The organism is Pectobacterium parmentieri, assembly GCF_001742145.1.
GTDB lineage: Bacteria > Pseudomonadota > Gammaproteobacteria > Enterobacterales > Enterobacteriaceae > Pectobacterium > Pectobacterium parmentieri.
Window position 1 is genome coordinate 4775728 of record NZ_CP015749.1, and the last position, 23894, is coordinate 4799621.

The 23894-nt window shown below is 51.8% G+C and carries 20 protein-coding genes, 2 tRNA genes and 1 riboswitch; of the genes, 10 read left to right on the plus strand and 12 right to left on the minus strand.

From position 1 onward, the window contains the following. Positions 1–273: 273 nt before the first annotated feature. Complete coding sequence (locus tag A8F97_RS21765; RefSeq protein WP_227001573.1) at positions 274–615, minus strand: hypothetical protein; 342 nt, start codon at positions 613–615, stop codon at positions 274–276. Positions 616–1167: 552 nt separating this feature from the next. Beyond that, positions 1168–2622 (minus strand): DASS family sodium-coupled anion symporter, encoded by a 1455-nt coding sequence (locus tag A8F97_RS21770; protein ID WP_014701593.1) that lies wholly within the window; start codon positions 2620–2622, stop codon positions 1168–1170. Positions 2623–3000: 378 nt separating this feature from the next. On the opposite strand from A8F97_RS21770, the gene A8F97_RS21775 reads away from it, so the two are divergent. Then, complete coding sequence (locus A8F97_RS21775; RefSeq protein WP_014701592.1) at positions 3001–4647, plus strand: Na/Pi cotransporter family protein; 1647 nt, start codon at positions 3001–3003, stop codon at positions 4645–4647. A 444-nt stretch (positions 4648–5091) separates the two neighbouring features. Here the strand turns inward: A8F97_RS21775 and lysC are convergent, their stop codons facing one another. Further along, positions 5092–6468: a lysine-sensitive aspartokinase 3 gene (gene lysC, locus A8F97_RS21780; protein ID WP_014701591.1), complete on the minus strand. Its 1377-nt coding sequence runs from the start codon at positions 6466–6468 to the stop codon at positions 5092–5094. Positions 6469–6583: 115 nt separating this feature from the next. Further along, a riboswitch (Lysine riboswitch) is annotated at positions 6584–6776 on the minus strand. Between the two features lie 198 nt (positions 6777–6974). On the opposite strand from lysC, the gene pgi reads away from it, so the two are divergent. Then, positions 6975–8624 carry a glucose-6-phosphate isomerase gene (gene pgi, locus A8F97_RS21785; protein WP_015731316.1) on the plus strand — a complete coding sequence of 550 codons (1650 nt, stop codon included), beginning with the start codon at positions 6975–6977 and terminating at the stop codon, positions 8622–8624. Positions 8625–8667: 43 nt separating this feature from the next. Then, complete coding sequence (locus A8F97_RS21790) at positions 8668–9012, plus strand: DUF4156 domain-containing protein (RefSeq protein ID WP_014701589.1); 345 nt, start codon at positions 8668–8670, stop codon at positions 9010–9012. 60 nt (positions 9013–9072) lie between these two features. On the opposite strand, the gene epmB is transcribed toward A8F97_RS21790, so the two are convergent. After that, positions 9073–10119, minus strand: a complete 1047-nt coding sequence (gene epmB / locus A8F97_RS21795; RefSeq protein WP_015731315.1) for an EF-P beta-lysylation protein EpmB — start codon at positions 10117–10119, stop codon at positions 9073–9075. 41 nt (positions 10120–10160) lie between these two features. On the opposite strand from epmB, the gene efp reads away from it, so the two are divergent. From efp to A8F97_RS21810, 3 genes are all read left to right on the plus strand, one after another. Continuing rightward, positions 10161–10727, plus strand: a complete 567-nt coding sequence (gene efp / locus A8F97_RS21800; protein ID WP_014701587.1) for an elongation factor P — start codon at positions 10161–10163, stop codon at positions 10725–10727. A 183-nt stretch (positions 10728–10910) separates the two neighbouring features. Beyond that, complete coding sequence (locus tag A8F97_RS21805; RefSeq protein WP_014701586.1) at positions 10911–11042, plus strand: entericidin A/B family lipoprotein; 132 nt, start codon at positions 10911–10913, stop codon at positions 11040–11042. A 102-nt stretch (positions 11043–11144) separates the two neighbouring features. Then, positions 11145–11498, plus strand: coding sequence for a DMT family protein (locus A8F97_RS21810; RefSeq protein WP_005972979.1), 354 nt, complete (start codon positions 11145–11147; stop codon positions 11496–11498). Positions 11499–11539: 41 nt separating this feature from the next. Here the strand turns inward: A8F97_RS21810 and blc are convergent, their stop codons facing one another. From blc to frdA, 5 genes are all read right to left on the minus strand, one after another. Next, the gene (blc, locus tag A8F97_RS21815) at positions 11540–12124 is read right to left on the minus strand and encodes an outer membrane lipoprotein Blc (RefSeq protein ID WP_033072193.1); all 585 of its coding nucleotides are present in this window, start codon (positions 12122–12124) and stop codon (positions 11540–11542) included. A gap of 121 nt (positions 12125–12245) precedes the next feature. Continuing rightward, complete coding sequence (frdD, locus tag A8F97_RS21820; protein WP_014701584.1) at positions 12246–12602, minus strand: fumarate reductase subunit FrdD; 357 nt, start codon at positions 12600–12602, stop codon at positions 12246–12248. 14 nt (positions 12603–12616) lie between these two features. Continuing rightward, complete coding sequence (gene frdC, locus A8F97_RS21825) at positions 12617–13012, minus strand: fumarate reductase subunit FrdC (protein ID WP_025920292.1); 396 nt, start codon at positions 13010–13012, stop codon at positions 12617–12619. Between the two features lie 12 nt (positions 13013–13024). Then, positions 13025–13762, minus strand: coding sequence for a succinate dehydrogenase/fumarate reductase iron-sulfur subunit (locus A8F97_RS21830; RefSeq protein ID WP_014701582.1), 738 nt, complete (start codon positions 13760–13762; stop codon positions 13025–13027). After that, positions 13755–15551, minus strand: a complete 1797-nt coding sequence (frdA, locus tag A8F97_RS21835) for a fumarate reductase (quinol) flavoprotein subunit (RefSeq protein ID WP_014701581.1) — start codon at positions 15549–15551, stop codon at positions 13755–13757. The genes A8F97_RS21830 and frdA overlap by 8 nt, the downstream gene beginning before the upstream one ends. Before the next feature lie 474 nt (positions 15552–16025). On the opposite strand from frdA, the gene epmA reads away from it, so the two are divergent. After that, positions 16026–17003, plus strand: coding sequence for an elongation factor P--(R)-beta-lysine ligase (epmA, locus tag A8F97_RS21840; RefSeq protein ID WP_025920290.1), 978 nt, complete (start codon positions 16026–16028; stop codon positions 17001–17003). Positions 17004–17085: 82 nt separating this feature from the next. Here epmA and mscM read toward each other — a convergent pair whose 3' ends face one another. The 3 genes from mscM to rsgA form a co-directional block, all read right to left on the minus strand. Beyond that, entirely contained in the window at positions 17086–20409 is a 3324-nt protein-coding gene (gene mscM / locus A8F97_RS21845; protein WP_014701579.1) for a miniconductance mechanosensitive channel MscM, read from the minus strand. Positions 20410–20449: 40 nt separating this feature from the next. After that, positions 20450–21406 (minus strand): archaetidylserine decarboxylase, encoded by a 957-nt coding sequence (gene asd, locus A8F97_RS21850; RefSeq protein WP_014701578.1) that lies wholly within the window; start codon positions 21404–21406, stop codon positions 20450–20452. Positions 21407–21550: 144 nt separating this feature from the next. Continuing rightward, positions 21551–22600, minus strand: a complete 1050-nt coding sequence (rsgA, locus tag A8F97_RS21855) for a small ribosomal subunit biogenesis GTPase RsgA (protein ID WP_014701577.1) — start codon at positions 22598–22600, stop codon at positions 21551–21553. Positions 22601–22907: 307 nt separating this feature from the next. On the opposite strand from rsgA, the gene orn reads away from it, so the two are divergent. The 3 genes from orn (at position 22908) to A8F97_RS21870 (ending at position 23872) form a co-directional block, all read left to right on the plus strand. After that, positions 22908–23450 (plus strand): oligoribonuclease, encoded by a 543-nt coding sequence (gene orn / locus A8F97_RS21860; RefSeq protein WP_014701576.1) that lies wholly within the window; start codon positions 22908–22910, stop codon positions 23448–23450. Positions 23451–23644: 194 nt separating this feature from the next. Next, positions 23645–23720 (plus strand) — tRNA-Gly (locus A8F97_RS21865). A 76-nt stretch (positions 23721–23796) separates the two neighbouring features. Further along, a tRNA-Gly gene (locus A8F97_RS21870) sits at positions 23797–23872 on the plus strand. The last annotated feature ends 22 nt before the right edge of the window (positions 23873–23894 follow it).

Below are 23894 nucleotides of genomic sequence, written 5' to 3' on the forward strand. Positions count from 1 at the left end.
AGTAAAATAAATAGCCCCACAGCTTAGAAAGGGGAATGGAGCAAAATAGCAAGTGTGTGTCAAATCGCTCTGCTAATTCAGCTCTGTTCCCCATGATCCAAGTGTGAAAGTACTGCTATATCATGGCACCTTAGTGGCGGTAATAATTGAATCCGTTGCTGGCTACAGGTAAATGATTTGGATAAGCGACGAGCCTGCCAGAGGCAAATTTTAACACGGCCTGTAGCAACCTCTTCGGGGAATAGATACGTAGTAATTGATTACTCAGAAACGTTATGCTTCCTGGTTAGGCCAGTTGATCTTATTCAGAAAATAATCCGGTTGCTGGCTCATATGGGTCTGAATTTTCAAATAGATATCTGAAGATGACGTTCCTTTCGCTTTTTCTTCATTATATATTTGAGTTGTCATAGCTAAAATGCTCTGATCCCATTCTGCAAACATAGCCGTAGATTCTGATGTTACCTTTTCACCTGTATAAGCGTTAAACACATCAGGGTAATGTTCAATAGAGACTAATTCATGAGATTGCCGAGGGGTGGCATATAAGTCCTTTATATAGGAATCAACTTCATTTTGATCGACGTTACTGCGCAGTTGCTGATATTTATTCAACACGACTTCAGATAATTTAGTCTGTTGTTGTGCTTGAGATGAGAATGATACCTTAGTGCTAGACTCCGATTTGACTAAATTAGCAATAGTCAATTCATCGCGAGCATTTATATCCTGTTTTTTCCCAGTGGCTTTTAAAGAAAGTATTCAAGATGTTATATCGATCTTTGATAACATTTTTATACCTATTCGTAATACAACAGCGTTAAGCTAGAGTGAAATCGGCTGAATAAGTATCCACTCTGGCTATAGGGGGCACTCGTTCAGCTACTCTAACTACCCGTGCATTTCCTGCAAGGAAGAAAATACAGTACTAGCAGAAATCTATTTTAAATTTTTCTAAAAATCCATTTTGAATAAAAGAGGTGTTTTTATATCACATTCTTGTTTGTTAATGAAAACAACATAACAAATTAATAAATATGTGAAAACTTAAGATTGGAAAACAAAAAAAAGAAAAATAATAAAAACAATATTTTGTATTGAAATTTTAGGTAGTAAACGAAAAAGCCGAGGAAACTCGGCTTTTTCACATCATGTATTAGCTAGCGATCAATACAGCCCAATCACTTTCCACCACAGCAGACCCGCACTCATGAAGATCGCCTGATTCACCAGACTGACGACAAAACCGGTGCGCCACCAGACAGCGGTGGGCACGTAGCCTGCGCCGAACAGGATCGGACCGCGTGCATGGGTATATTGCGTTAGTGAGCAGTACAGGCTACTGGTAAACGCCAGCATGAACGCCATCGGTACTGCTGGAATGTTCAGGTTGATCCCAACACCGAGGAATACCGCAAAAAGTGCGGCGATCTGTGCATTACCGCTGGCGAAGAAATAGTGAGTGTAGAAATAGGCTGCGTTCAGCAGCAACAGCACCAAGACCCAGCTTGTTCCCTGCATCAAATGGCCGATGTTGCTGCCGATGAGATCGCCGAACCAGTTGGTGAAGCCGAGCTTTTTCAACTGATTCGCCATCATCAGCAGGGCAGCGAACCAAATCAACGTATCCCAGGCGCCTTTCTCGCTCTTCACGTCTTCCCAACTCAGTACACCAGTTAACAGCAAGAAGGAAAGCCCGACGAAGGAGGCCGTTGTGGCATCTACGCCTAAACGGTCGCCAAAAATCCACAGTACCAGTAGTAGGATCACGGTGAATGCCATCAGCCATTCGCCACGGCTCATATTGCCCATCTTTGCCAACTCGGCGACGGCCAGTTTTGGCGCATCTGGCGTATGGCGAATTTCTGGCTTGGTCAGCCAGTAGACGAGCAACGGGACAATCGCCAGAGAGATCAAACAGGGGACGAGTGCTGCCAGAAACCAGCTTCCCCAGGTAATGGTAACGCCTGCGTTGGCTGCGAGTTTTACCGCCAGCAGGTTGCCGGTGTAGGCGGTCATAAACAGCGCCGCCGTCACATCGTTAACGTTACCAATACAGGTGATCAGGAATGTGCCAATCTTACTGCGCGATGCGTCTTCCGGTTTGGAGTCGAAGCTGCGCGACAGTGAATCGGCAATCGGATAAATAATTCCGCCGCAGCGTGCGGTGTTGCTCGGCATCGCGGGGGAAAGCACCAGATCGGCAAAGGCCAGGCCGTAAGCCAGTCCCAGTGTGCGTTTTCCCAGCAGGCGGATCATCTGCAAGGCAATGCGGCGGCCCAATCCCGTTTTGATAAAGCCGCGTGCGATCATGAAGGCAACAACAATCAGCCAGATTAGCGAGCTGTTCAAATCGCTGAGTGCGGTTTGTATGGCTCCGCTGGCCGTTTTATCCCCTGCGGCGTAAGTTAGCGCAAAAAGGGTGATGCTGATAATACCGATAGCCCCAATTGGGAGGACGTTAGCGACAATACAAACGATTGTTGCTACAAAAATGACGGCAGAGTGCCAGGCGGCTGGATTTAAGCCTGTTGGAGGTTCCATCTGCCAAAAAAAGGCGGCGACGGCAAGGATCACGATCAGCGGGAGCCAGTTTAGTCCATACGAGGTTTTTGTCTTCATCCATTTTCCTTACTAAAAAGCCAGAAGGATTGCAGGGCATACGCTAACGTACTCAATTTGCTAAATATTAAGCATGCTTAACGTTTTTTAAGTGCATACCCCATAAGGGTTAGGTGCATAAGAGGAGCATAGCGCTAACCAGACAAGGTGTGACAGGAAACCGCAGGATTATTGATTTGGATTCTGTTTTTTAAATATTGTCATTTAATTAATTTTTTTCATTTATTGATGTGAGTGATTTTCCTGTGGCGAGGACTGCCTCGCAGTACAGCCAGCTAACATCTGGTAAGATGGCGGCTCATTACCTCATCAATACCGTGTTTCCTATCTATACACGGTATTTCATCGACATATTGTTTAACCGGAGGCGCGGACTTTTTGTTAACACTGCTGAATCTCCTCTCTGCGATTGCGTTACTGGTTTGGGGCACTCACATTGTCCGTACCGGTATCATGCGGGTTTATGGCACTCAGTTACGGCGGGTTCTCAGCGATAGCGTTGAGAAAAAACCGTTGGCTTTTATGGCAGGTATTGGCGTAACCGCGCTGGTGCAAAGCAGTAATGCGACAGCGTTGCTGACGACCTCTTTTGTCTCGCAGGGGCTGGTGGCCTTAACGCCTGCGTTGGTGATTATTCTCGGGGCAGATGTCGGTACGGCACTGATGGTGCGAATTCTGACGTTCGATCTGTCCTGGCTTTCTCCGCTGCTGATTTTTCTTGGCGTGGTGTTTTTCCTCAGCCGTAAACAGACGCGTGTTGGCCAGATTGGTCGTGTAGCGATTGGACTTGGGCTGATTCTGCTGGCGCTGGAAATGATCGTCTTGGCTGCTGCGCCGATCACGCAAGCGTCGGGCGTGAAGGTGCTGTTCTCCTCGCTGACGGGCGACGTGATGCTGGATGCGTTGGCTGGGGCGTTGTTTGCGGTGATGACCTATTCCAGTCTGGCTGCGGTGCTGCTGACGGCGACGTTAACGGCAAGCGGTGTGATCTCGCTGGAAGTGGCGATGTGTCTGGTCATCGGGGCCAATCTGGGTAGCGGATTACTGACAATGATGAGCACCTCGACGCAGAATGCGGCGGGACGACGTGTGGCGCTCGGCAGTATGTTGTTTAAGATGATCGGTTGTCTGGTTGTGCTGCCGCTGGTTGAGCCGCTCTCGCGCTGGCTGACGCGTATTCCGTTAAGTGCCGAAGAACTGGTGATTTACTTCCACCTGTTCTACAACTTGATCCGTTGCCTGCTGTTGATTCCGCTTACTGGCGTGGTGGCCCGGCTGTCCTGCGCAATGATTGCTGATTCGCCGCAGGTTGATATTGAGATGAAACCGCGTCATCTGGATACCAGTTCGCTGGATACGCCAGCTTTGGCGTTAGCCAATGCGGCACGGGAAACGCTGCGGATTGGCGATGTGCTGGAGCAGATGCTGAGCTTGTACCGCGAAGTCTTGCAAGGCGATCTTATGCAGCGGCGCGAGATCCGTCGGCTTGATGATGATGTCGATATACTGTACACCGCGATTAAGCTTTATCTGGCGCAGATTCAGAAAGATGGGTTGGATGAGCGGGATTCTCAGCGCTGGGCGGAAGTGATCGAAGTGGCGCTGAATCTGGAACAGGCGGGCGATATTATTGAACGCATGGCGGATGACATCGGCAATCATTCATCTGGTGTACGCATGGCGTTTTCCGCTCAGGGGTTGGAAGAGTTGAACCACTTGCATGACCAACTGCTGGCGAACTTGCGTCTGGGGCTGTCGGTTTTCTTGTCGGAAGACGTGACCAGTGCTAAACGTCTGCGCCGTGCCAAACACCGCTTCCGCATTATGAATCGCCGTTATGCACATGCACACGTTGATCGCTTACATCAACACAACGTACAGAGTCTGGAAACCAGTTCGCTCCATTTGAGCCTGTTGGGAGATATGAACCGACTGAATTCACTGTTCTGTGCGGTGGCATATAACGTATTGATTGTGCAGCAGGACGGGGACGAAGAGCGCGAAGAATCGCCGCTGACATTGTGACAGAATCTTGTGGGGTTTCACTGGACACAGCAGTCTATTTTTATGCTGACTGAGAGATAGTTTCGTGCGCGATAATGCTGCCATTTTCATGCTACCTCGTAGCTCGCGCCCGACTCGGGACGGCTCAAACGCCGCTCGCCCCGAGACCCCAGGCTTTTGGCGGAAATTATGCCGCTGACTGCGGTGCCTTCGTCGATATCAGGCTTAACGGACCGCTTGCGACACGCTTACTCGCCCCATAAATAATGGGGCTCACCCTTCGGGCCAGCACAAGTGCTGTTCAAAAACGTCTCTGACGTTTTTGTCCGGCGTGGCGCAAGCTTTCGCCGCGTCCATGCGGCTCATCCTAAGCCTGCTATCTCCTCAGCATAATTTTTACGCCGGATAACGGCAAAATCGCGTTCCCATAACATATGACGAGGAGACCGACTAGACGTTGTGAATCTACTCGAATAGGCTGCGGTGCAGCGTCTGTACCACTCGCTCGGCGTCATCACCCGGTACCAGGAAGCACAAGTTGTTGCTGCTGGCACCGTAGCAGATCAGGCGAATGCGGAAAGGTTCCAGCACGCCAAATACTTCTTTCCCTACGCCACAGGCTTGAGATAGCTTGTTGCCGATCAGCGCGACCAGCGACAGATTCTCTTCAACCTCAACCCGACACAGCGATGACAGCTCGGTCAGCAAGGCGCTGGACAGCAGGCTGTCGCCCGTTGAGGTGGAGCCGGTGGTATCAAGTGTCAGGGCCACGTTGACTTCTGATGTGGTGATCAGGTCAACGGAGATGTTGTGACGGGCCAAAATACTGAATACTTCAGCCAGAAAACCGCGAGTGTGCAGCATGTTAAGGCTGTGCAGCGTGAGCAACGTTTGCTTACGACGCAGTGCCAGCGCGCGGAACAGCGGCGGATTTTCTGTTTTGTTGCATACCAGCGTCCCGCCTGCGGCTGGATCTTTGCTGGAGCCGACGAACACTGGGATATCGCTACGCACCGCAGGCAGCAGCGTGGCTGGGTGCAGGACTTTCGCGCCAAATGTTGCCATTTCGGCGGCTTCTTCAAACATGATTTGGTCGATGCGTTTTGCTGTCGGCACGACGCGTGGATCGGTGGTGTAGATGCCGGGAACATCGGTCCAGATATCAATCCGGCTGACGTTGAGCGCTTCGCCCAGCAGTGCCGCCGTATAATCGCTACCGCCGCGACCCAGTGTGGTTGTACGGCCTTTTGCTTCGCTGCCGATAAAGCCCTGAGTAATCACCAGACCTTGTTCAAGGCGTGGTTGCAACTGGCTGCGAGTCAGTTCGCCCAGTACATCGCAATCCGGCTGTGCGCGACCAAAATGATCGTCGGTACGCATGATTTTACGTACATCGAACCACTCAGCCACCACATCGCGCTGGCGAAGGATCTCAACAAACAGCAGGGTAGACATCAGTTCGCCATGGCTGACCAGTTCATCGGTCAGGGCGTTGGACGTCGCGAGCGCCGCGGCTTCAGACAGCGTGGTGACGCTATCTAACATGCGATCAATTTCATCACGAATAACGCTCTGATTGGTCAGCTTGTCGATAATGGCGTATTGGATTTGGCGGATCTTCGCCAGATGTTCGACGCGCGTTTCCGGCGTCTGGCCTTCCGCGAGTGCGACCAATAAATTGGTGATACCCGCCGATGCCGATAGCACGACAACGCGTACATTCGGATTAGATAACACCACATCGGCGCTACGATTCATGGCGTCAAAGTCCGCCACGCTGGTGCCGCCAAATTTGGCAATAACGGTAGAATTCGCGTTTGCGGATACTTCAGTTGCAGACATGTCAAAAAACCTCGTGTCAGGGTAGGCTGTTTTCAGTAAACAGCATTCCATTAAATCAGCCTTGGCACAGGGGGAGGGCGGTAAGTTGGGGGCAGGCGTAGACAATCGCTACGATACACCCAGAAGCGCTCCACCTTGCTGAACGTCCATCAGGACGAATCTGGTGACAACCCAGAGGATTCAGCCTCTGTAGTCGATAGGGTGAAAGCCGTACTTCACCTCATCTCGGCGTCGCTCCCCCTCAGATACCATCAGCGGATTACGGTTCCTCCGATATCTTACCTGGGCGACGCGCCTCTTCTGGCTTGCACACCGAGTGTGCAAGTACGGTGTTAGAAATAACGGGTTATGCGGTTTCTGTCAATAAACAATCTGTCAGTAAACCATCTGTCAGTGAACTACAGGGCATAAATCGCTTTTAGCAAGAAAAGGGATCTCAATCGGGATTTTAAGGGATACAATCGATTCAGTCACTTTGAACTCATGCTTAGAGAGAAAGTCGCATTATGAAAAATATCAATCCAAGCCAAACTGCCGCCTGGCAGGCATTACAAACCCATTTTGACGCGCTGAAAGACGTGCAAATTAGCGAGCTGTTTGCACAGGATAGCGACCGTTTTGCGCATTTTTCCGCGACGTTCGACGATCAGATGCTGGTGGATTACTCCAAAAACCGCATCACGGCGGAAACCATGGATAAATTGCACGCACTGGCGCGGGAAACCGACCTGTCTGCGGCCATTCAGTCCATGTTTGCCGGCGAGAAAATCAACCGCACGGAAGATCGCGCCGTTCTGCACGTCGCCCTGCGTAACCGTAGCAACACGCCGATTCTGGTAGATGGCAAAGATGTGATGCCGGAAGTCAACGCAGTGCTGGCGAAGATGAAGGATTTCAGCGAGCGCGTGATTGGCGGTGAGTGGAAGGGTTATACCGGAAAAACGATCACCGACGTGGTCAACATCGGTATCGGTGGCTCTGACCTAGGTCCGTTCATGGTAACGGAAGCGTTGAAGCCTTATAAGAATCACCTCAACATGCATTTTGTCTCCAACGTTGACGGCACGCATATTGCTGAAACGTTGAAGCCTCTGAACCCGGAAACCACGCTGTTCCTTGTTGCCTCTAAAACCTTCACCACCCAGGAAACCATGACCAACGCGCACAGCGCGCGTGACTGGTTCCTGAAAACGGCGCAGGACGAGAAACACGTTGCCAAGCACTTTGCTGCCTTGTCCACCAACGCGAAAGCCGTCGGTGAATTTGGTATTGATACCAACAACATGTTCGAATTCTGGGATTGGGTCGGTGGACGCTACTCCCTGTGGTCTGCGATTGGGCTGTCGATCATTCTTTCTCTCGGCTTTGAGAACTTTGAAAAATTGCTTAGCGGTGCGCACGCGATGGATAAGCACTTTGCCTCCACGCCTGCGGAGAAAAACCTGCCCGTGCTGCTGGCGCTGATCGGTATTTGGTACAACAATTTCTTCGGTGCGGAAACCGAGGCGATTCTGCCGTATGACCAATACATGCACCGCTTTGCTGCTTATTTCCAACAGGGAAATATGGAATCCAACGGGAAATCAGCCGATCGCAATGGCAATCCGGTGGATTACCAGACTGGGCCGATTATCTGGGGTGAGCCGGGCACGAACGGCCAACATGCGTTCTACCAGTTGATCCATCAGGGCACCAAGCTGGTTCCGTGTGATTTCATCGCACCAGCAACCAGCCATAACCCATTGAGCGATCACCATAGCAAGCTGCTGTCGAACTTCTTTGCACAGACGGAAGCGCTGGCATTCGGTAAGAGCCGTGACGTAGTGGAAGCAGAATTTGCGGCGGCGGGTAAAAGTGCCAAAGACGTGGAACACGTCGCACCGTTTAAGGTATTTGAAGGTAATCGCCCGACCAACTCGATCTTGCTGCGCGAAATTACCCCGTATAGTTTAGGCGCGTTGATTGCACTGTATGAGCACAAGATCTTTACTCAGGGCGCGATCCTGAACATCTTCACGTTCGATCAATGGGGCGTGGAATTAGGTAAACAACTGGCAAACCGCATTCTGCCAGAGCTGGAAAATGACAGTACGATCGACAGCCATGACAGTTCTACCAACGGGCTGATCAACCGCTTTAAGGCGTGGCGTAACTAATCGGGCCTGTGCCCTTTGGTTTTTCAATCGCAAGGAGGAAGAAATGCAGGTTCGTATTTTGTTGGGGCTATCAGCGGCAGTCTTGCTGGCGGGGTGCAGCAGCACCAGTCAACTCAGCACCGCTGGGCAGGCCGTGACGTTCACGGATACCAAGCCAGGAAGCGAATGCCAACTATTAGGGCAAGTTAGCGGTAGCCAGTCGAACTGGCTGGCGGGCAACCATGGCGGCGGTAGTGCTATGCGCGGCGCGGCGAACGATCTGCGTAATAAAGCGGCGGCGATGGGCGGCAATACCATCTATGGTGCCACCAGCCCGAGTGAAACCTTCTGGTCAAGCTTTGCGCCGCTGGACAGCAAGATGAACGGTAGCGTTTACAAGTGTCCTTAAGCTAAAAAGAAACCCGGTGAGAGCGTCGCTCTCACCGGGTTCTTAACGAATTGAACAACGTCATTGTTCAGTGTCGTCCTGATGCTGCTTCATCCCTAAATCCAGCGGCGTTTTACTGGCTTCCCCACCGATTTCCCGCGCCAGACGCGGCACCAGATAGCCGGATACCTTTTTCATTAATGCTTTGACTAAGACTCGCGCTTCGTTGTCATCCACCAGAAAATGGGCTGCCCCCTGTACTTTATCCAGCACGTGTAGGTAATAAGGGAGAATACCTGCGTCAAATAATGCATTACTGAGCTGAGCCAGCGTCTCAGCGCTATCATTTACCCCACGCAGCAGCACGCTTTGGTTGAGTAACGTCACGCCTGCACGGCGTAAACGCGCCATACTTTGTGTTAAATCAGGATCGATTTCCTGCGGATGGTTAATATGCGTCACCAGCAGTACCTGAAGTGAACTGCGTGATAGACGATCGCACAGCGCATCGGTAATACGGGCGGGGATCACCACAGGCAAACGGCTGTGAATACGCAGGCGTTTCAGATGTGGGATGTGTTCCAGTTCGGTGATCAGCCAGTCCAATTCGTGGTCTTTGGCCATCAGTGGGTCGCCACCGGAAAAAATGATTTCATTCAGCTCAGGGTGCTGGCGGATATAATCCAGCGCCTGACGCCAGTTTGCCTTATTGCCCTGATTATCCTGATATGGGAAATGGCGGCGGAAGCAGTAGCGGCAGTTTACCGCGCAGCCGCCTTTAACCAGCAGCAGGGCGCGGTTGTGGTATTTGTGTAGTAGCCCAGGGACGACGCTGTGTTGCTCATCAAGCGGATCGTGGGTGAAGCCTGGCGTGGCAATAAACTCCTCGCGTGCGGTCAATACCTGGAGCAGCAGCGGATCGTCAGGATCCCCTTTTTGCATCCGTGCAGCGAATGCGCGCGGTACACGCAGAGCAAAAAGCCTGCGTGCATCAGTACCTTGGCGGAGTTTAGCGTGATCGTTCAGTGCCAAAAGTTGCAGTAATTCATCAGGATCGGTAATTACGTCTGCAAGTTGCTGCAACCAATCTTCTCTGGAAGGTATATTTAGGGTTACAATGTGTGCCATTTTTTTGGCTTCGTACCAGTGTTAAATTGTAGAGGGCCTTTATGGCGACTTATTCTAGCAACGATTTCCGTTCCGGTCTTAAAATCATGTTCGAAGGCGAACCGTATGCCATCGAATCCAGTGAGTTTGTGAAGCCGGGTAAAGGCCAGGCTTTTGCTCGTGTAAAAATGCGTCGCTTGTTGACGGGTTCTCGCGTTGAAAAAACCTTCAAATCTACTGACTCAGCAGAAGGTGCCGACGTCGTTGATACCAACATGAACTACCTGTATAACGACGGCGAGTTCTACCACTTCATGCACCCTGAGACGTTTGAACAGCATCAGGTTGAAGATAAGACCGTTGGTGATTCTGCAAAATGGCTACAAGACAACGCAGAATGTATCGTTACGCTGTGGGATGGTCGCCCGATTACCGTTCTGCCACCGAACTTCATCGAAGCTGAAATTACCGATACCGATCCAGGTCTGAAAGGCGATACCGCAGGAACAGGTGGTAAACCAGCAACGCTGAGCACCGGTGCCGTGGTTAAAGTGCCATTGTTCGTACAGATCGGCGAAGTTGTCAGAGTTGACACGCGTTCTGGCGAATACGTTTCACGCGTTAAGTAATTAATGCGAAAAAGGTCGCCTTCTGTGAGGGCGGCCTTTTTGATCCCGTGACTGACTTAAATCACTCCCTCTTGTTTTTCTCCTCATCCGAAAAAACCTCCACAAGCATCAAAATTGGCTACGCTTAGAAAGTAGTCACTTTCGTACCGTTTAAATCCTACTCTCATAAAGAAGGAATCGAGTATGTTGAAGAAAGCATTTGTTACCATTTTCTCTCTGGTTATTCTCTCTGCAGTAGTTGGGTGTAATACCACCCGAGGTGTTGGACAAGATGTTGAAGCGGGTGGGAAGGCTATTCAGCGCAGCGCCCAATAGAAATAAGTCGTAATAACTTTTCCGAGTGGAAGAAAATGCCGTGATGGTGTTTTCTTCCCCGTGGCGAGATAATGTGAAAGTGGTTCACTCGGAGAAGTAATAATGTCGCCTCTTTTCATTACTGTCGGCATGCTGACGTTGAGCAATATATTTATGACGTTCGCTTGGTATGGGCATTTACGCTATTTCAGCGGCCGAACCTGGATAATTGCTGCGTTGATCAGTTGGGGTATCGCATTATTCGAATACCTCTTGCAGGTGCCTGCAAATAGGATTGGTTATCAGGTCGCCTCTGCCGGTCAATTGAAAATATTGCAGGAAGTGATCAGCCTTTCCGTATTTATCCCTTTCTCCATGTTTATTTTAAAAGAACCGTTCCGTACCGATTATATTTGGGCAGGGTTATGCCTGCTGGGTGCGGTTTTCTTTATGTTTCGCGATAAGATTATGGGATAACCCCATCGATTATCCCCTGTGTTGCGAGCAGTACGATTGGATTACTGGTTGACCCAGATCAGCGCCTCTGTTGGGAAGCCGTAGCGTTTGGCCGTGGCGACCAATTTATCGCGTGTCGCAGTATCCAACGTTGGCGTGCGTGAGAGGATCCATAGGTAGTCACGGTTCGGCCCGCAAATCAGGGCGTAGCGGTAGTCGTCATCCAGTTCAATGATGTTGTAACCGCCATAGAACGGCCCGAAGAATGACACTTTTAGCGCCCCACGCTGGGGCGATCCCGTGAAATACGCTTTTCCGATGCTTTCTTTCCATTCCTGCTTTTTGACGTTAAAGCCGCGATTGATGACTTTGACTCCGCCGTCATCCCGTAGGCTGTAGGTTGCCGTCACGCGTTCCAGATTGCGTTCAAAGCGGTGGTCGAGACGGGCGATTTCATACCATGTGCCGAGGTAACGATTGACGTCAACGTTTTCCACAACGCTGACGTTATCAGGTGGTGTTACGCTACAGGCGACAGAGAAGAGTGCTACCAGAACAGCAACACATGTTTTCCCATATCGTCTGATTTTGAAGATAAGAGATTTGAAGAACGTTGTATTAAAGCGAATAGCGTTAAAGCGCACCATATTGACGTCTCATTGGTTTAATCTTTGTTCCAGTGTAGACGATGGACGTACTCAGGCGGGGAAATAAAGCGGCCTGCGATATCACAGGCCGTTAAGTGCGGTGTTGCATCTACAGCTACAGCTACAGCGTAACGACACCGATGACGGTAACGACAGTCAGGATTGCTGCCAGACCGTAGAATACCCATTTTCCGGCGGGAACGTGGATTTTCAGATCATGCATCGCGTGGTGGATACGGTGCAGGCCACACCAGAGCGGCAGCACAATCATCAGCAGTAAAAATACGCGGCCGATAAAGCTCTGGCTGAACGTGGCGATGCGTTCGTAAGTTAGCGCGTCTGGGAACAACCCCAGAGGCAGCATTACACCGACCAGCAGGATGATTACTGGAGCGAAGAACGCGCTCCACATCCCACCTGCACCGAACAGGCCCCAGAAGGGAGGCTCGTCGGAACGTTTTGGCGTTGGGTTAATCACGTTATTTCTCCTGTTCAGAATAGTAAGGCGATCGCCAGAACGGCTACGGTTACCACGACGGTGACAGCCCAAAGCCCTTTAATGATTGGCTCCGGTCCCATTTTTTCGTCTTTAATGACGATGATGCTGGCCTTCGGTGCCAGCTCAAACCAGGTTTTGGTGTGCAGCGCGGCAGCCAGTAGAGCCACGATATTAATCAGCAGTACCAGCGGGTTTTGCAGGAAGCTGACGAAGTTTGCCCAGCCCTCAGGCCCGTTTTTCAGTGCGAAGACGCCACACATCAGAACGATGCTAAACCAGACGGCAGGAACGGCAGTCCCTTCACGCAACATATAAAAGCGATAGAATCCCAGCTTTTGCCACCAGGTTGGCGACATACCGCGAACATACGCTTTACGTTTAGTTGTCATCATTGTCCCCCCTTATTGTGGTTTCAGCATGGCGATCATGAAGTCTTTCGCGCTTTCGACTTTACCTTGCTGGATGGCGGCGGCAGGGTCGACGTGCTTCGGACACACTTCTGAGCAGTAGCCCACAAACGTACAGGACCAGACGCCGTTATTACCGTTCAACTGCGCCATACGCTCTTTCTTGCCGCGATCGCGGTTGTCCAGGTTATAACGGTGTGCCAGCGTAATCGCTGCCGGGCCGATGAACTCAGGATTCAAACCAAACTGCGGACACGCCGCATAGCACAGACCGCAGTTAATACAGCCGGAGAACTGGTGATACTTCGCCATTTGCGCTGGGGTCTGATTGTTCGGGCCGTCAGCAGGTTTACGATCGTTGCCGATGATATATGGCTTGATGGCTTCCAGACTCTCGATGAAGTGAGTCATATCGACCACCAGATCGCGCTCGATAGGAAAGTTGCCCAGTGCTTCGACCTTCAGACCGTTCGTGTATTCACGCAGAAAGGTTTTACAGGCCAATTTTGGGACCTTATTCACCATCATGCCGCAGGAGCCACAGATCGCCATACGGCAGGACCAGCGGTAAGAGAGGTCCGGTGCCAGGTTATCTTTGATATAACCCAGCGCATCCAGCAGGGACGTCTGCGTGTTGTACGGGACATCGAACGTCTCAAAATACGGTTCGCTGTCCTGTTCAGGGTTATAGCGCATGACATCCATTTTCAGGGTTTTGATCATCTCAGCCATTCGCCTGCTCCTTCTTGCTACCTTCCTGTGCATCACCTTCTGCACCGTATACGCGTTTAGCCGGTGGCAGTTTGGTAATCTTCACATCGCTATACTCCAAACGAGGTGCACCTTCCGGGTTATAGAAGGCCAGCGTATGCTTCAGGAAGTTGACGTCATCACGTTCGGTGCATCCGTCATCCAGACGCTGGTGTGCGCCACGGGATTCTTTACGGTTGATTGCCGAGTGCGCCATACATTCCGCAACATCCAGGCTGTGGCCCAGTTCAACGGTGTACAGCAGATCGGTGTTGAACACGCTGGAGCGGTCGGTGATTTTCACGCGTTTAAAGCGTTCTTTCAGCTCCGCCATCTTATCGACAGTTTTTTGCATCAGGTCGGTGGTGCGGTAAATGCCACAGCCTTCCTCCATCGACATGCCCATTTCGTCGCGGATTTTCGCCCAGCTTTCGGTGCCTTCCTGATTCATCAGGTCATGCAGGCGCTGTTCGATATCGCGTGTTTGTGCGTCCAGCGCCGCACCGTTGGCTGGTGCTGTCGCCTGTGCGCGTTGTACGGCATGCTCGCCTGCAACGCGACCGAAGACCACCAGTTCAGCCAGCGAGTTGGAGCCCAGACGGTTTGCCCCATGCAGACCAACAGAAGAACATTCGCCGACAGCAAACAGGCCTTTGATGCGGGTCTCGCAGTTCTGATCGGTTTCAATGCCGCCCATCGTATAGTGTGCAGTAGGACGGATGGGAATGGGTTCCTTCACGGGGTCGACGCCAACATAGGCTTTTGCCAGTTCGCAGATGAACGGCAGACGCTCCTTGAGTTTTTTCTCGCCGAGGTGGCGCAGGTCAAGGTAAACCACATCGCCCAGCGGGGTTGAAACCGTACGTCCTGCGCGCCATTCGTGCCAGAACGCTTGCGATACTTTATCGCGCGGGCCTAGCTCCATATATTTGTTTTTCGGTTCGCCCAGCGGCGTTTCTGGGCCCATACCGTAGTCTTGCAGATAGCGGTAGCCGTCTTTGTTGACCATGATGCCACCTTCGCCGCGGCAGCCTTCGGTCATCAGAATACCGGAACCGGGCAAACCTGTTGGGTGATACTGCACGAACTCCATATCACGCAGCGGCACGCCGTGGCGGAACGCCATGCCCATGCCGTCGCCCGTGACGATACCGCCATTGGTGTTGTAACGGTACACGCGACCTGCGCCACCGGTTGCCAGTACCACGGCGTTAGCACGGATCTGAATCAGTGAACCTTCCATCATATTGATGGCAACGAGACCGCGTGCCTGGCCGTCATCGACCAGAACGTCGAGGACAAAGTGCTCATCGAAACGTTGGATTTGTGGATATTTAAGGGAGGTTTGGAACAGCGTATGCAGCATGTGGAAGCCGGTTTTATCGGCGGCAAACCAGGTGCGTTCAATCTTCATTCCGCCAAAGCGGCGAACGTTGACAGAACCATCTGGTTTACGGCTCCAAGGGCAGCCCCACTGTTCCAGTTGAATCATCTCTTCTGGGCAGTGTTTGACGAAGTGATCCACCACGTCTTGTTCACACAACCAGTCGCCACCGGATACGGTGTCGTTGAAGTGATAATCGAAGCTATCGTGTTCCTGAGTTACCGCTGCCGATCCACCTTCTGCTGCCACGGTATGGCTACGCATTGGATAGACTTTTGATATCAGCGCTATTTTCAGTTGGGGATTGGCTTCTGCAGCAGCAATTGCCGCTCGAAGGCCAGCTCCCCCGGCCCCAATAATGGCCAAATCGGCGTTAAAGGTTTGCAATGCATTCCTCCAGTTACTTAAGTTAATTAAGTTAAAATAAAAAAATAATATCTATCCGTTTCTGTCTTTATATCTGAGCTTAATATCAAACCTGCTTAAAATTGTGTGATAGACGTATAAAGAATAGATAAACCTATAATTTTTGTGTGGGAATGATTATACCGAATTATAGGTAGACGAAATTTGATGTGATCCTGCATTTTGTGGTTTTTTCAGCGGGTACCGTATTTATTGATAAAAACGTGATCGAAAGACTTATTTACGGGGAAATAATGCTTTTATTTCTTTAATAACCCTTTTGAGAGGGATATAAAAAAATGATTCACTAGATATAATTTGTGGCTGCTACCTTCATCGTCTCCTCCTGAAGAAAAGAATATGCATTGCGAAAACCCGCTGTGGCACTTTTTCCGCTGGAAATTTGGGCTGATGCGGGTAGACTGCACCCCCTATTTTGACTTTGGAGTAAGAACCATGAGCGAGACGACAAGTTGGCAACCTAGTGCTTCTGTCGCTAATTTGTTGAAAAGAGCGTCGATAGTTGCGGCTGTCCGACGTTTCTTCACCGATCGTGGGGTGCTTGAAGTTGAAACACCGGCGATGAGTCAGGCCACGGTAACGGATGTTTTCTTATACCCGTTCCAAACCCGCTTCGTTGGTCCCGGCGCTGCGGATGGCATGACGCTGTATTTGATGACCAGCCCGGAATACCACATGAAACGTCTGCTGGCTGCCGGTAGTGGGCCGATCTTTCAACTATGCCGTAGTTTCCGCAACGAAGAATCAGGCCGACACCACAACCCTGAGTTCACGATGTTGGAATGGTATCGCCCTCATTATGATATGTATCGCCTGATGAATGAGGTTGATGACCTGTTACAACAGGTGCTGGATTGTGAAAGCGCGGAAATGCTCTCCTATCAGCAGGCATTTTTACGCCACCTGGAAATTGATCCTCTGTCTGTCGATAAAGCGCAGTTGCGTGAAGCGGCAGAAAAGCTTGGGCTGGGCGATGTTGCCTGCCGTGAAGACGATCGCGATTCGCTGGTGCAAATGCTGTTTACCTTCGGCGTTGAGCCGAACATCGGGCGCGACAAGCCGGCGTTTGTCTACCATTTCCCAGCAACGCAAGCCTCGCTGGCAGAGATCAGCTCGGAAGACCACCGTGTTGCCGAGCGTTTTGAAGTCTATTTCAAAGGGATTGAGCTGGCGAATGGCTTCCGTGAATTAACCGATGCCGATGAGCAGCGCCAGCGTTTCGAGCAGGATAACCGCAAGCGAGCAGCGCGTGGCCTGCCACAGCAGCCGATTGATGAGAACCTGCTGGCGGCGTTGAAACACGGTCTGCCGGAGTGTTCCGGTGTGGCGCTGGGAGTGGATCGTTTGGTCATGCTGGCATTGAAGGCTGAAAGCCTGAGTGACGTGATTGCGTTCTCCGTAGAGCGCGCGTAACAATTTTCATGTCATCAATCTCGATGTAAAACAATCCTGATGCAGGGCGGCGTCATATCTGACCACCGCCCGTTTTTCTTTCTTATAAGCTGCCCGGCGTTCGCTGCCGTGGCGTCAGCGTTTTCCCACTGCGCGACAGATTGTCCATTTTCACCTGGAACGGTGGGAAAGGAAGCTCCAGATTGTGCTTGCGGTAGTTTTCCAGAATCAACTGATGCAGTTCATGGCGCAGCGGCATACGGTGCCCCATTTCGGCGGCGAAAACGCGCAGCTCGAAAATTTGAATCCCCTGCTGTAGATCGACGAGGAAGGCTTCAGGCTCTGGCGTATCGAGGATCAGCGAACAACGCTTTACTGCATCCATAAGTAGCTCAGTCACTTCCTGACTGTTTGCGTTCGCCGGAGCCGGTACGGTCAGCACCACACGGGTGACGGAGTCCGACAGCGACCAGTTGATAAACTGCTCGGTGATAAACGCTTTATTCGGCACGATGATCTCTTTGCGATCCCAGTCGGAAATGGTGGTAGCACGGGTATTAATGCGCATGACGCTCCCCGTGAGATCGCGGATCGTGACTGTATCGCCGATGCGGATTGGTTTCTCAAACAGGATGATCAGGCCGGAGATGAAATTAGCGAAGATCTCCTGCAAGCCGAACCCGAGTCCTACCCCCAATGCGGCAACCAGCCATTGCAGTTTCGACCATTCGATCCCGATAAGCGAGAACCCCATCAGACAGCCGATCAGCATCAGAATATATTTGCTGATGGTGGTAATCGCGTAGCCGCTGCCCGGCGACAGATCCAGATGCTGTAAGATCGCCAGCTCCAGCAGGGCGGGCAGGTTATGCACTAGCTGTGCGGTAATAATGAAGATCAGAATGGCGATCAGTACCGATCCCAGCGTAATCGCCTGCACGCTTTCGACACCTTTAACCGTGCTGGAGACATCCCAGAGGCTGATGTTCTCTAGAAATGCGAAGGCCGAATGAATTTCTGACCACAGTGCGATCACGGAAACCAGAGCGATCAGCGTCAGAATGGATCGCACCAACTGCAAGGATTTAGCGCTGATCGCATCCAGATCGACGACGGGCTCTTCGACGGCTTCCGAACTGCTTTCATGGGACGAGGTAGGCTGCGCCTCTTCTTCGCCTTTGGCACGTTGCGCCAGAATTTCCGAACGTCGTTGCTTGGCGCGGTCGAAGGCGATGCGACGTCGCTGAATCAGCATCCAACGGCGAATAATGTGGTAAACCACCAGCAGGAAGAACCAGATCGAGACGGAGGTTTCCAGTCGCGCTAATAGTGCCTGTGCGGTCGCCAGATAGCCAATGCAGGAGGCCAGCGCAGCAACGAGCGGCACGCCGATCAGTATGTTCCACATCGCGCGGTTAACGGAATTTTCTCCCGAGCCTTCTTTGTCCAGATACAGCGGGATACCGGCGCGTTTTAATCCGGCCGTGACCAGACTCAACGCCATACAGAGAAGGATGAAGCAGAGCCGCCCCAGTGTGCTAGAGAACTCGCGATCGTTGAGTTTATCGAAGGTAATCAGCGCCATAATCAGCGGTACGATAAAGGCGATGGAGAGGCGATAATAGCGCATCGCTCTGGCTACGTGCTCTGGCGACCAGCGGAAGTGGACAATAAATAGCCCCTGCGGGTGTGAGAACGAGGCACTGATCATCACCAGCCACATTAACGGCACGGTGGCGGTGACGCTGTCGCCGATGGCGACGGCAATCGGGTAGGGCCAGGCATTTTGCAGCCCGTAGCCCAGCGCTGCCCAGAGTACCGGCAGTGGCAGGGCGGTAAGGAGAGACCAGAACACGGTACGCAGCGTCAGCATAAAGTGATCGAGCGTGACCTTGCCGACACGGCTGCTAGCACGCTCCATAAACGCATGATAGTGACGCCGGGAACTGATACTGAAGCCAACCAACAGTAGTGCGCCCAGCAGCGGCAGCACGGTTTCCTGACTGGTCACCATCATCACTAACGCACTACCCAACTGCGTCAGTGTATCCAATGACAGCAGACGCGTCAGATCCTGCACCAGCTTGAGCGGATAGGTGAACGTCACGGGCTCAACATCAGCAACCCAGAACAAATCGCGGTGGGCTGCTTCGCGCGTTTCGGTCAAAGCATCCGCCAGTTGGTTATTGGCGACTTTGAGTTTGGTGAGTTCCAGTATCTGTGAATCACAGCCAGAGATCAGCGACGTCAGCAGATCGCGCTGGGTACGCATCTGATCGGTCAGAATACGCTGTTGTGCGCTGGTCAACGGATCGCCGCTATCCTGCTTGGCGTTATCAAGATCTTGCGGTTTGTTGATCAGGTCTTCAAAGTGCAGCCGCTGTACGCGTAGCTGCGCCATATCGCTATCCAGTAACTGAGGCTTGGGCATTTCCGGCAGGCGGGCGATCTGTGCGCGTAACGTTTCCCCCAATATCGGTGAAACGCCGAGCCACTGGGCCTGTTCGCGGATGGTGCTTAGCGCTTGACGGACCTGGATCGTGTGCGTCGCGGCCTGACGCTGCTGAGAAGCAATAAGATCCATCCGCTGCGCCTGTTGATTCAGCGCGACGGAGAGCTCGCGGTTAACCTGTAGTTGCTTGCTGATGATGGCGGGTAAATCACCACTTTGTTCAGCGAGAAGCTCGGTGCGTTCTAATGCTTGCTCGGCTTCACGCTGGCGGAGATTGTTGAGTCGGCTACGTAAATCTTGTTGCAGCATATCCAGCCTGTCATGACGCTTTTTATACAGATCGACGCGTAGCCGAGATAGCTCCTGACGGTTACTGGCTGAAAGCTGTGCCAACTCCAGCTCGTCCACCCGACTTTTACGTAGGGCGGATTCGGCCTGAAGTGCGACGAGTTGTGCTTGTCCCAGCGGCGTGGCGGGTGTACCGAGAGACTGAATACGGCGTTCCGCCTCGCTTTGCATGCGGCTGGCTTCAGTTTGCTGTTGCGGAAGCTGGCTCAGTGAATCACCGATTTCACGCAGTCGATCCTGCTCTTGCTGGAGTTGGCGGGCTTGTTCCAACAGTTGGCTGCTCGCTTGTAGCAACTGTTGTTCGAGATCGTTACTGGAGAGGTTTTCTGAAATCGACGACGGTTTGCCGTCTTCGGCATTAAGCTGGCGACGTAGCTCTTGAACCAGCTTGGGGAAATCATCGATGACGCGTTGATACTGCGTGGCGCGTTCCTGCGCTTCTTTGCGATCCTGTAAGGTATTCAGCGCAGCCTGATATTCCTCAACGACTTTCGCCTGATCGGCTGCACCTTTGTTGGCTTCCGCCTGCTGTAGCTGCTGGCGTAACTGCGCCTCATTGGGCACAGTGGCAGCCAACGCGGCGGTTGATAATAAACATCCCAGAAGAAAAGTCAGAATCAAACGCACGTTAGCTACCTTTTTACAAACAACAAAGATCGAACATTATTTACGGCGCGTCGGGCTGGTGGCCCGTCTGCACGGTGCCATTTTCTTCCAGCTCGGTGTCCTCTGGGAAGACAACGGGCGTTGGCTCATCCTGACGGACTTCGGCAAACGGTTCACCCATACGGGTCACGCTCAGGGTATTCAGGTGTGCGGCAAACTGGAGATTATTGCCTGTGGCAAACAGGTTAATCACGGTTGAACCCAGCTTGAAGCGGCCCATTTCTTCGCCTTTCGCCAGCACCACTGCGCCTTCTTCACCCGCTTGTGGGTAAGTCCAACGTTTGATGATGCCTTCACGCGGTGGCGTCACCACGCCTGCCCACACGGTTTCGATGCTGCCGACAATGGTCGCGCCGACCAGAATCTGTGCCAACGGGCCAAACTCAGTATCAAACAGGCAAATGACACGTTCGTTACGCGCAAACAGATTAGGCACGTTATCTGCCGTCAGCAGGTTGACGGAGAACAGGTCGCCCGGGACATAAATCATTTCACGCAATACGCCGTCACACGGCATGTGGAGACGGTGATAATCACGCGGCGAAAGATAAATGGTGGCAAACAGGCCGTCGCGGAACAGGTCGGCCATCACATAGTTGCCAGCCAGCAGCGCTTCCAGTGTGTAATCGTGATGCTTCGCCTGAATCAGTTTGCCGTCAGTAATCGGACCAAACTGCGACAGCACGCCGTCTGCGGGTTGTACCAGCCGATGCGCATGGGGATCGACAGGACGAATACCAGGACGAAGAGGGCGAACGAAAAATTCGTTAAACGTGCGGTAGGATGCGGTATCCGGTTGCAGCGCTTCCTGCATGTTGACGTGGTATTGGCGGACAAACAGATCGATCACCAGCTTGGTGAGTTTTCCCGCACGCTTATTTGCTCCCCAGCCCGCTAAGCGGGTCAGCCAGATCTTGGGAAGCCAATACTGTAATTTGATCTTGATATTATCCAGCACAGTGAGCCTCTTGGGTTAATAGTGCGCCATAAAATAAGCTTTCCGAGAAACACGCTTAGCACTGCCGACGGTAACCCAGAAAGAGAGTAAGCGGATTCACTTACCCTCAAAGGGGGCGCATTGTAACGACGGTCATGATAAATGTCAGTTATCTGTATCCGAAAAGCCTTTACGCGTTTTTACTTGCGCCATGCTTTCGAGAATCCGGTGATAGTTATCAAAGCGCTCTGTAGCAATATCTCCGCGCTCACGTGCGGCGTTAATCGCACAGCCTGGATCGTTTTCGTGCTTACAATCGCGGAATTTGCACGAGCCGATGTATTCACGTAACTCAATGAAACCACTAGTAACCTGTTCGGGTTCCAGATGCCACAGCCCAAATTCGCGCACGCCAGGTGAGTCGATGACGTCACCGCCGTGCGGGAAGTGGTAAAGCCGGGAGGCAGTGGTGGTGTGTTGTCCCAATCCTGAGTTATCGGAAACCTCATTTACCAAAATGCGTTCTTCACCCAGCGCGAGCAGCGCGTTAAGCAGGCTGGATTTCCCTACGCCTGATTGCCCGGCGAAAATGCTGATACGGTCAGTTAAGGCCTGCTCCAGTTCGGAAATACCCTGTTGAGTATGGCTGGAAACCATCAACACGCGATACTTGAGCGCGCGGTAAATATCCATCAATTCATCGACAAACTGGCGAGATTTATCATCCAGCAGATCAATTTTGTTCAGCACGATCAGCGGCTCGATCTCCAGCGTTTCGCAGGCGACCAGATAGCGATCGATAATGTTCAGAGACAGTTCAGGCAAGATCGCTGAAACGATCACGATCTGATCGATATTGGCCGCGATCGGTTTAATGCCATCGTAATAGTCAGGGCGTGTCAGAACTGAATGACGAGGGTGAACGGCTTCCACGATCCCGCTGATGCCAGCGAGCGACTCATGGCCGGGCCGCCAAACGACGCGGTCGCCCGTTACCAGCGATGAAAGGGTCCGACGAATGTTGCAGCGGTGCACCACGCCATCGGTGGCTTCTACATCGGCATGCATGCCGAATCGACTGATGATGATACCTTCCTGCGCGTCACCCAGTTGACTATCTTCCCATTCGACTTTGCTTTCCGTTTTTTTCAGGCGACGCTGGTGGTTTGCGCTAACCCGACGCTGCTGACCTTTCGACAGTTTCTTTTTGCTCACTGAGCCTCACTTAAGACGATTTATCGTTCGCGGCAGTGCGTTATCGCCCGCCGCGTTTTAACAGACTATACCCGTCATACTTCAAGCTGCATGTGCGTTGGCTTCCTCGCTCACCCCAGTCACTTACTGGTGTAAGCTCCTGAGGATTCACTGTGTCGCCGCCTTCCTGCAACTCGAATTATTTAGGGTGTATAATACACCCTATTTGATTTTAATTAACTGATACCACCTTGTCGGTATCAGTATTGAGATTGATACTGGTATCCTTGTATCGACGACAGAGCACAATGCAACAGGAACTCCCACGATGGTAGATGAAAATAACCTGATCTGGATCGATCTTGAGATGACCGGCCTGAACCCGGATCACGATCGCATCATTGAGATCGCAACCTTGGTTACGGATGCAAATTTGAACGTGTTGGCTGAAGGGCCGGTACTGGCGGTGCATCAGCCAGATAGCCAATTAGCGCTGATGGATGACTGGAATGTGCGTACGCACGGTTCGAGCGGCCTAACGGACCGCGTTAAAGCCAGCACCATGGACGAACATGCCGCCGAGCTGGAAACGCTGGCATTTTTACAAAAATGGGTACCGGCCGGTAAATCGCCGATCTGTGGTAACAGTATCGGCCAGGATCGCCGTTTCCTGTTCCGCTATATGCCTGAGTTGGAAGCCTACTTCCACTATCGCTATTTGGATGTCAGCACGCTCAAAGAGCTGGCGCGACGCTGGAAGCCGGAAATCATGGCGGGCTTTAAGAAGCAAGGCACGCATCAGGCGATGGACGATATTCGCGAATCACTGGCAGAGCTGGTCTATTACCGTGAGAATTTTCTGCGATTGTAGGTGAAGCGAGCCGGTAGGGTTATAGATACGCCCCGATTTGCTGATATTTACGCCATGATGTCGCTTTTATCAGCAGTCAGACGATTTTTCATTTTCGGGGGCTTGCGGTTAAACGGATTTCTCGTATAATGCGCACCCCATACCGATGAAGAATTTCAATTAAAGAACTTTAACATCGTATGCAGATTTCCCGAGCGGGAATAGCTCAGTTGGTAGAGCACGACCTTGCCAAGGTCGGGGTCGCGAGTTCGAGTCTCGTTTCCCGCTCCAAGTTTTATCACAGTTTGTCACCATACAAACTGTGTGCAGTAATCAGACGTAACGCCTGTTAGTGTCTGTCCGATATGCGGGAATAGCTCAGTTGGTAGAGCACGACCTTGCCAAGGTCGGGGTCGCGAGTTCGAGTCTCGTTTCCCGCTCCAATTTTTTCATCCTCTCTTTTAA

Excerpts from the sequence above, each read along its gene's own strand:
- epmB (WP_015731315.1), bottom strand. The coding sequence starts at position 10,119 with ATGGCACACATTGTAACCCTAAATATACCTTCCAGAGAAGATTGGTTG.
- frdC (WP_025920292.1), bottom strand. The coding sequence starts at position 13,012 with ATGACAACTAAACGTAAAGCGTATGTTCGCGGTATGTCGCCAACCTGG.
- pgi (WP_015731316.1), top strand. The coding sequence starts at position 6,975 with ATGAAAAATATCAATCCAAGCCAAACTGCCGCCTGGCAGGCATTACAA.
- A8F97_RS21790 (WP_014701589.1), top strand. The coding sequence starts at position 8,668 with ATGCAGGTTCGTATTTTGTTGGGGCTATCAGCGGCAGTCTTGCTGGCG.
- epmA (WP_025920290.1), top strand. The coding sequence starts at position 16,026 with ATGAGCGAGACGACAAGTTGGCAACCTAGTGCTTCTGTCGCTAATTTG.
- blc (WP_033072193.1), bottom strand. The coding sequence starts at position 12,124 with ATGGTGCGCTTTAACGCTATTCGCTTTAATACAACGTTCTTCAAATCT.
- orn (WP_014701576.1), top strand. The coding sequence starts at position 22,908 with ATGGTAGATGAAAATAACCTGATCTGGATCGATCTTGAGATGACCGGC.
- lysC (WP_014701591.1), bottom strand. The coding sequence starts at position 6,468 with ATGTCTGCAACTGAAGTATCCGCAAACGCGAATTCTACCGTTATTGCC.
- A8F97_RS21810 (WP_005972979.1), top strand. The coding sequence starts at position 11,145 with ATGTCGCCTCTTTTCATTACTGTCGGCATGCTGACGTTGAGCAATATA.
- A8F97_RS21770 (WP_014701593.1), bottom strand. The coding sequence starts at position 2,622 with ATGAAGACAAAAACCTCGTATGGACTAAACTGGCTCCCGCTGATCGTG.
- efp (WP_014701587.1), top strand. The coding sequence starts at position 10,161 with ATGGCGACTTATTCTAGCAACGATTTCCGTTCCGGTCTTAAAATCATG.
- A8F97_RS21805 (WP_014701586.1), top strand. The coding sequence starts at position 10,911 with ATGTTGAAGAAAGCATTTGTTACCATTTTCTCTCTGGTTATTCTCTCT.
- A8F97_RS21830 (WP_014701582.1), bottom strand. The coding sequence starts at position 13,762 with ATGGCTGAGATGATCAAAACCCTGAAAATGGATGTCATGCGCTATAAC.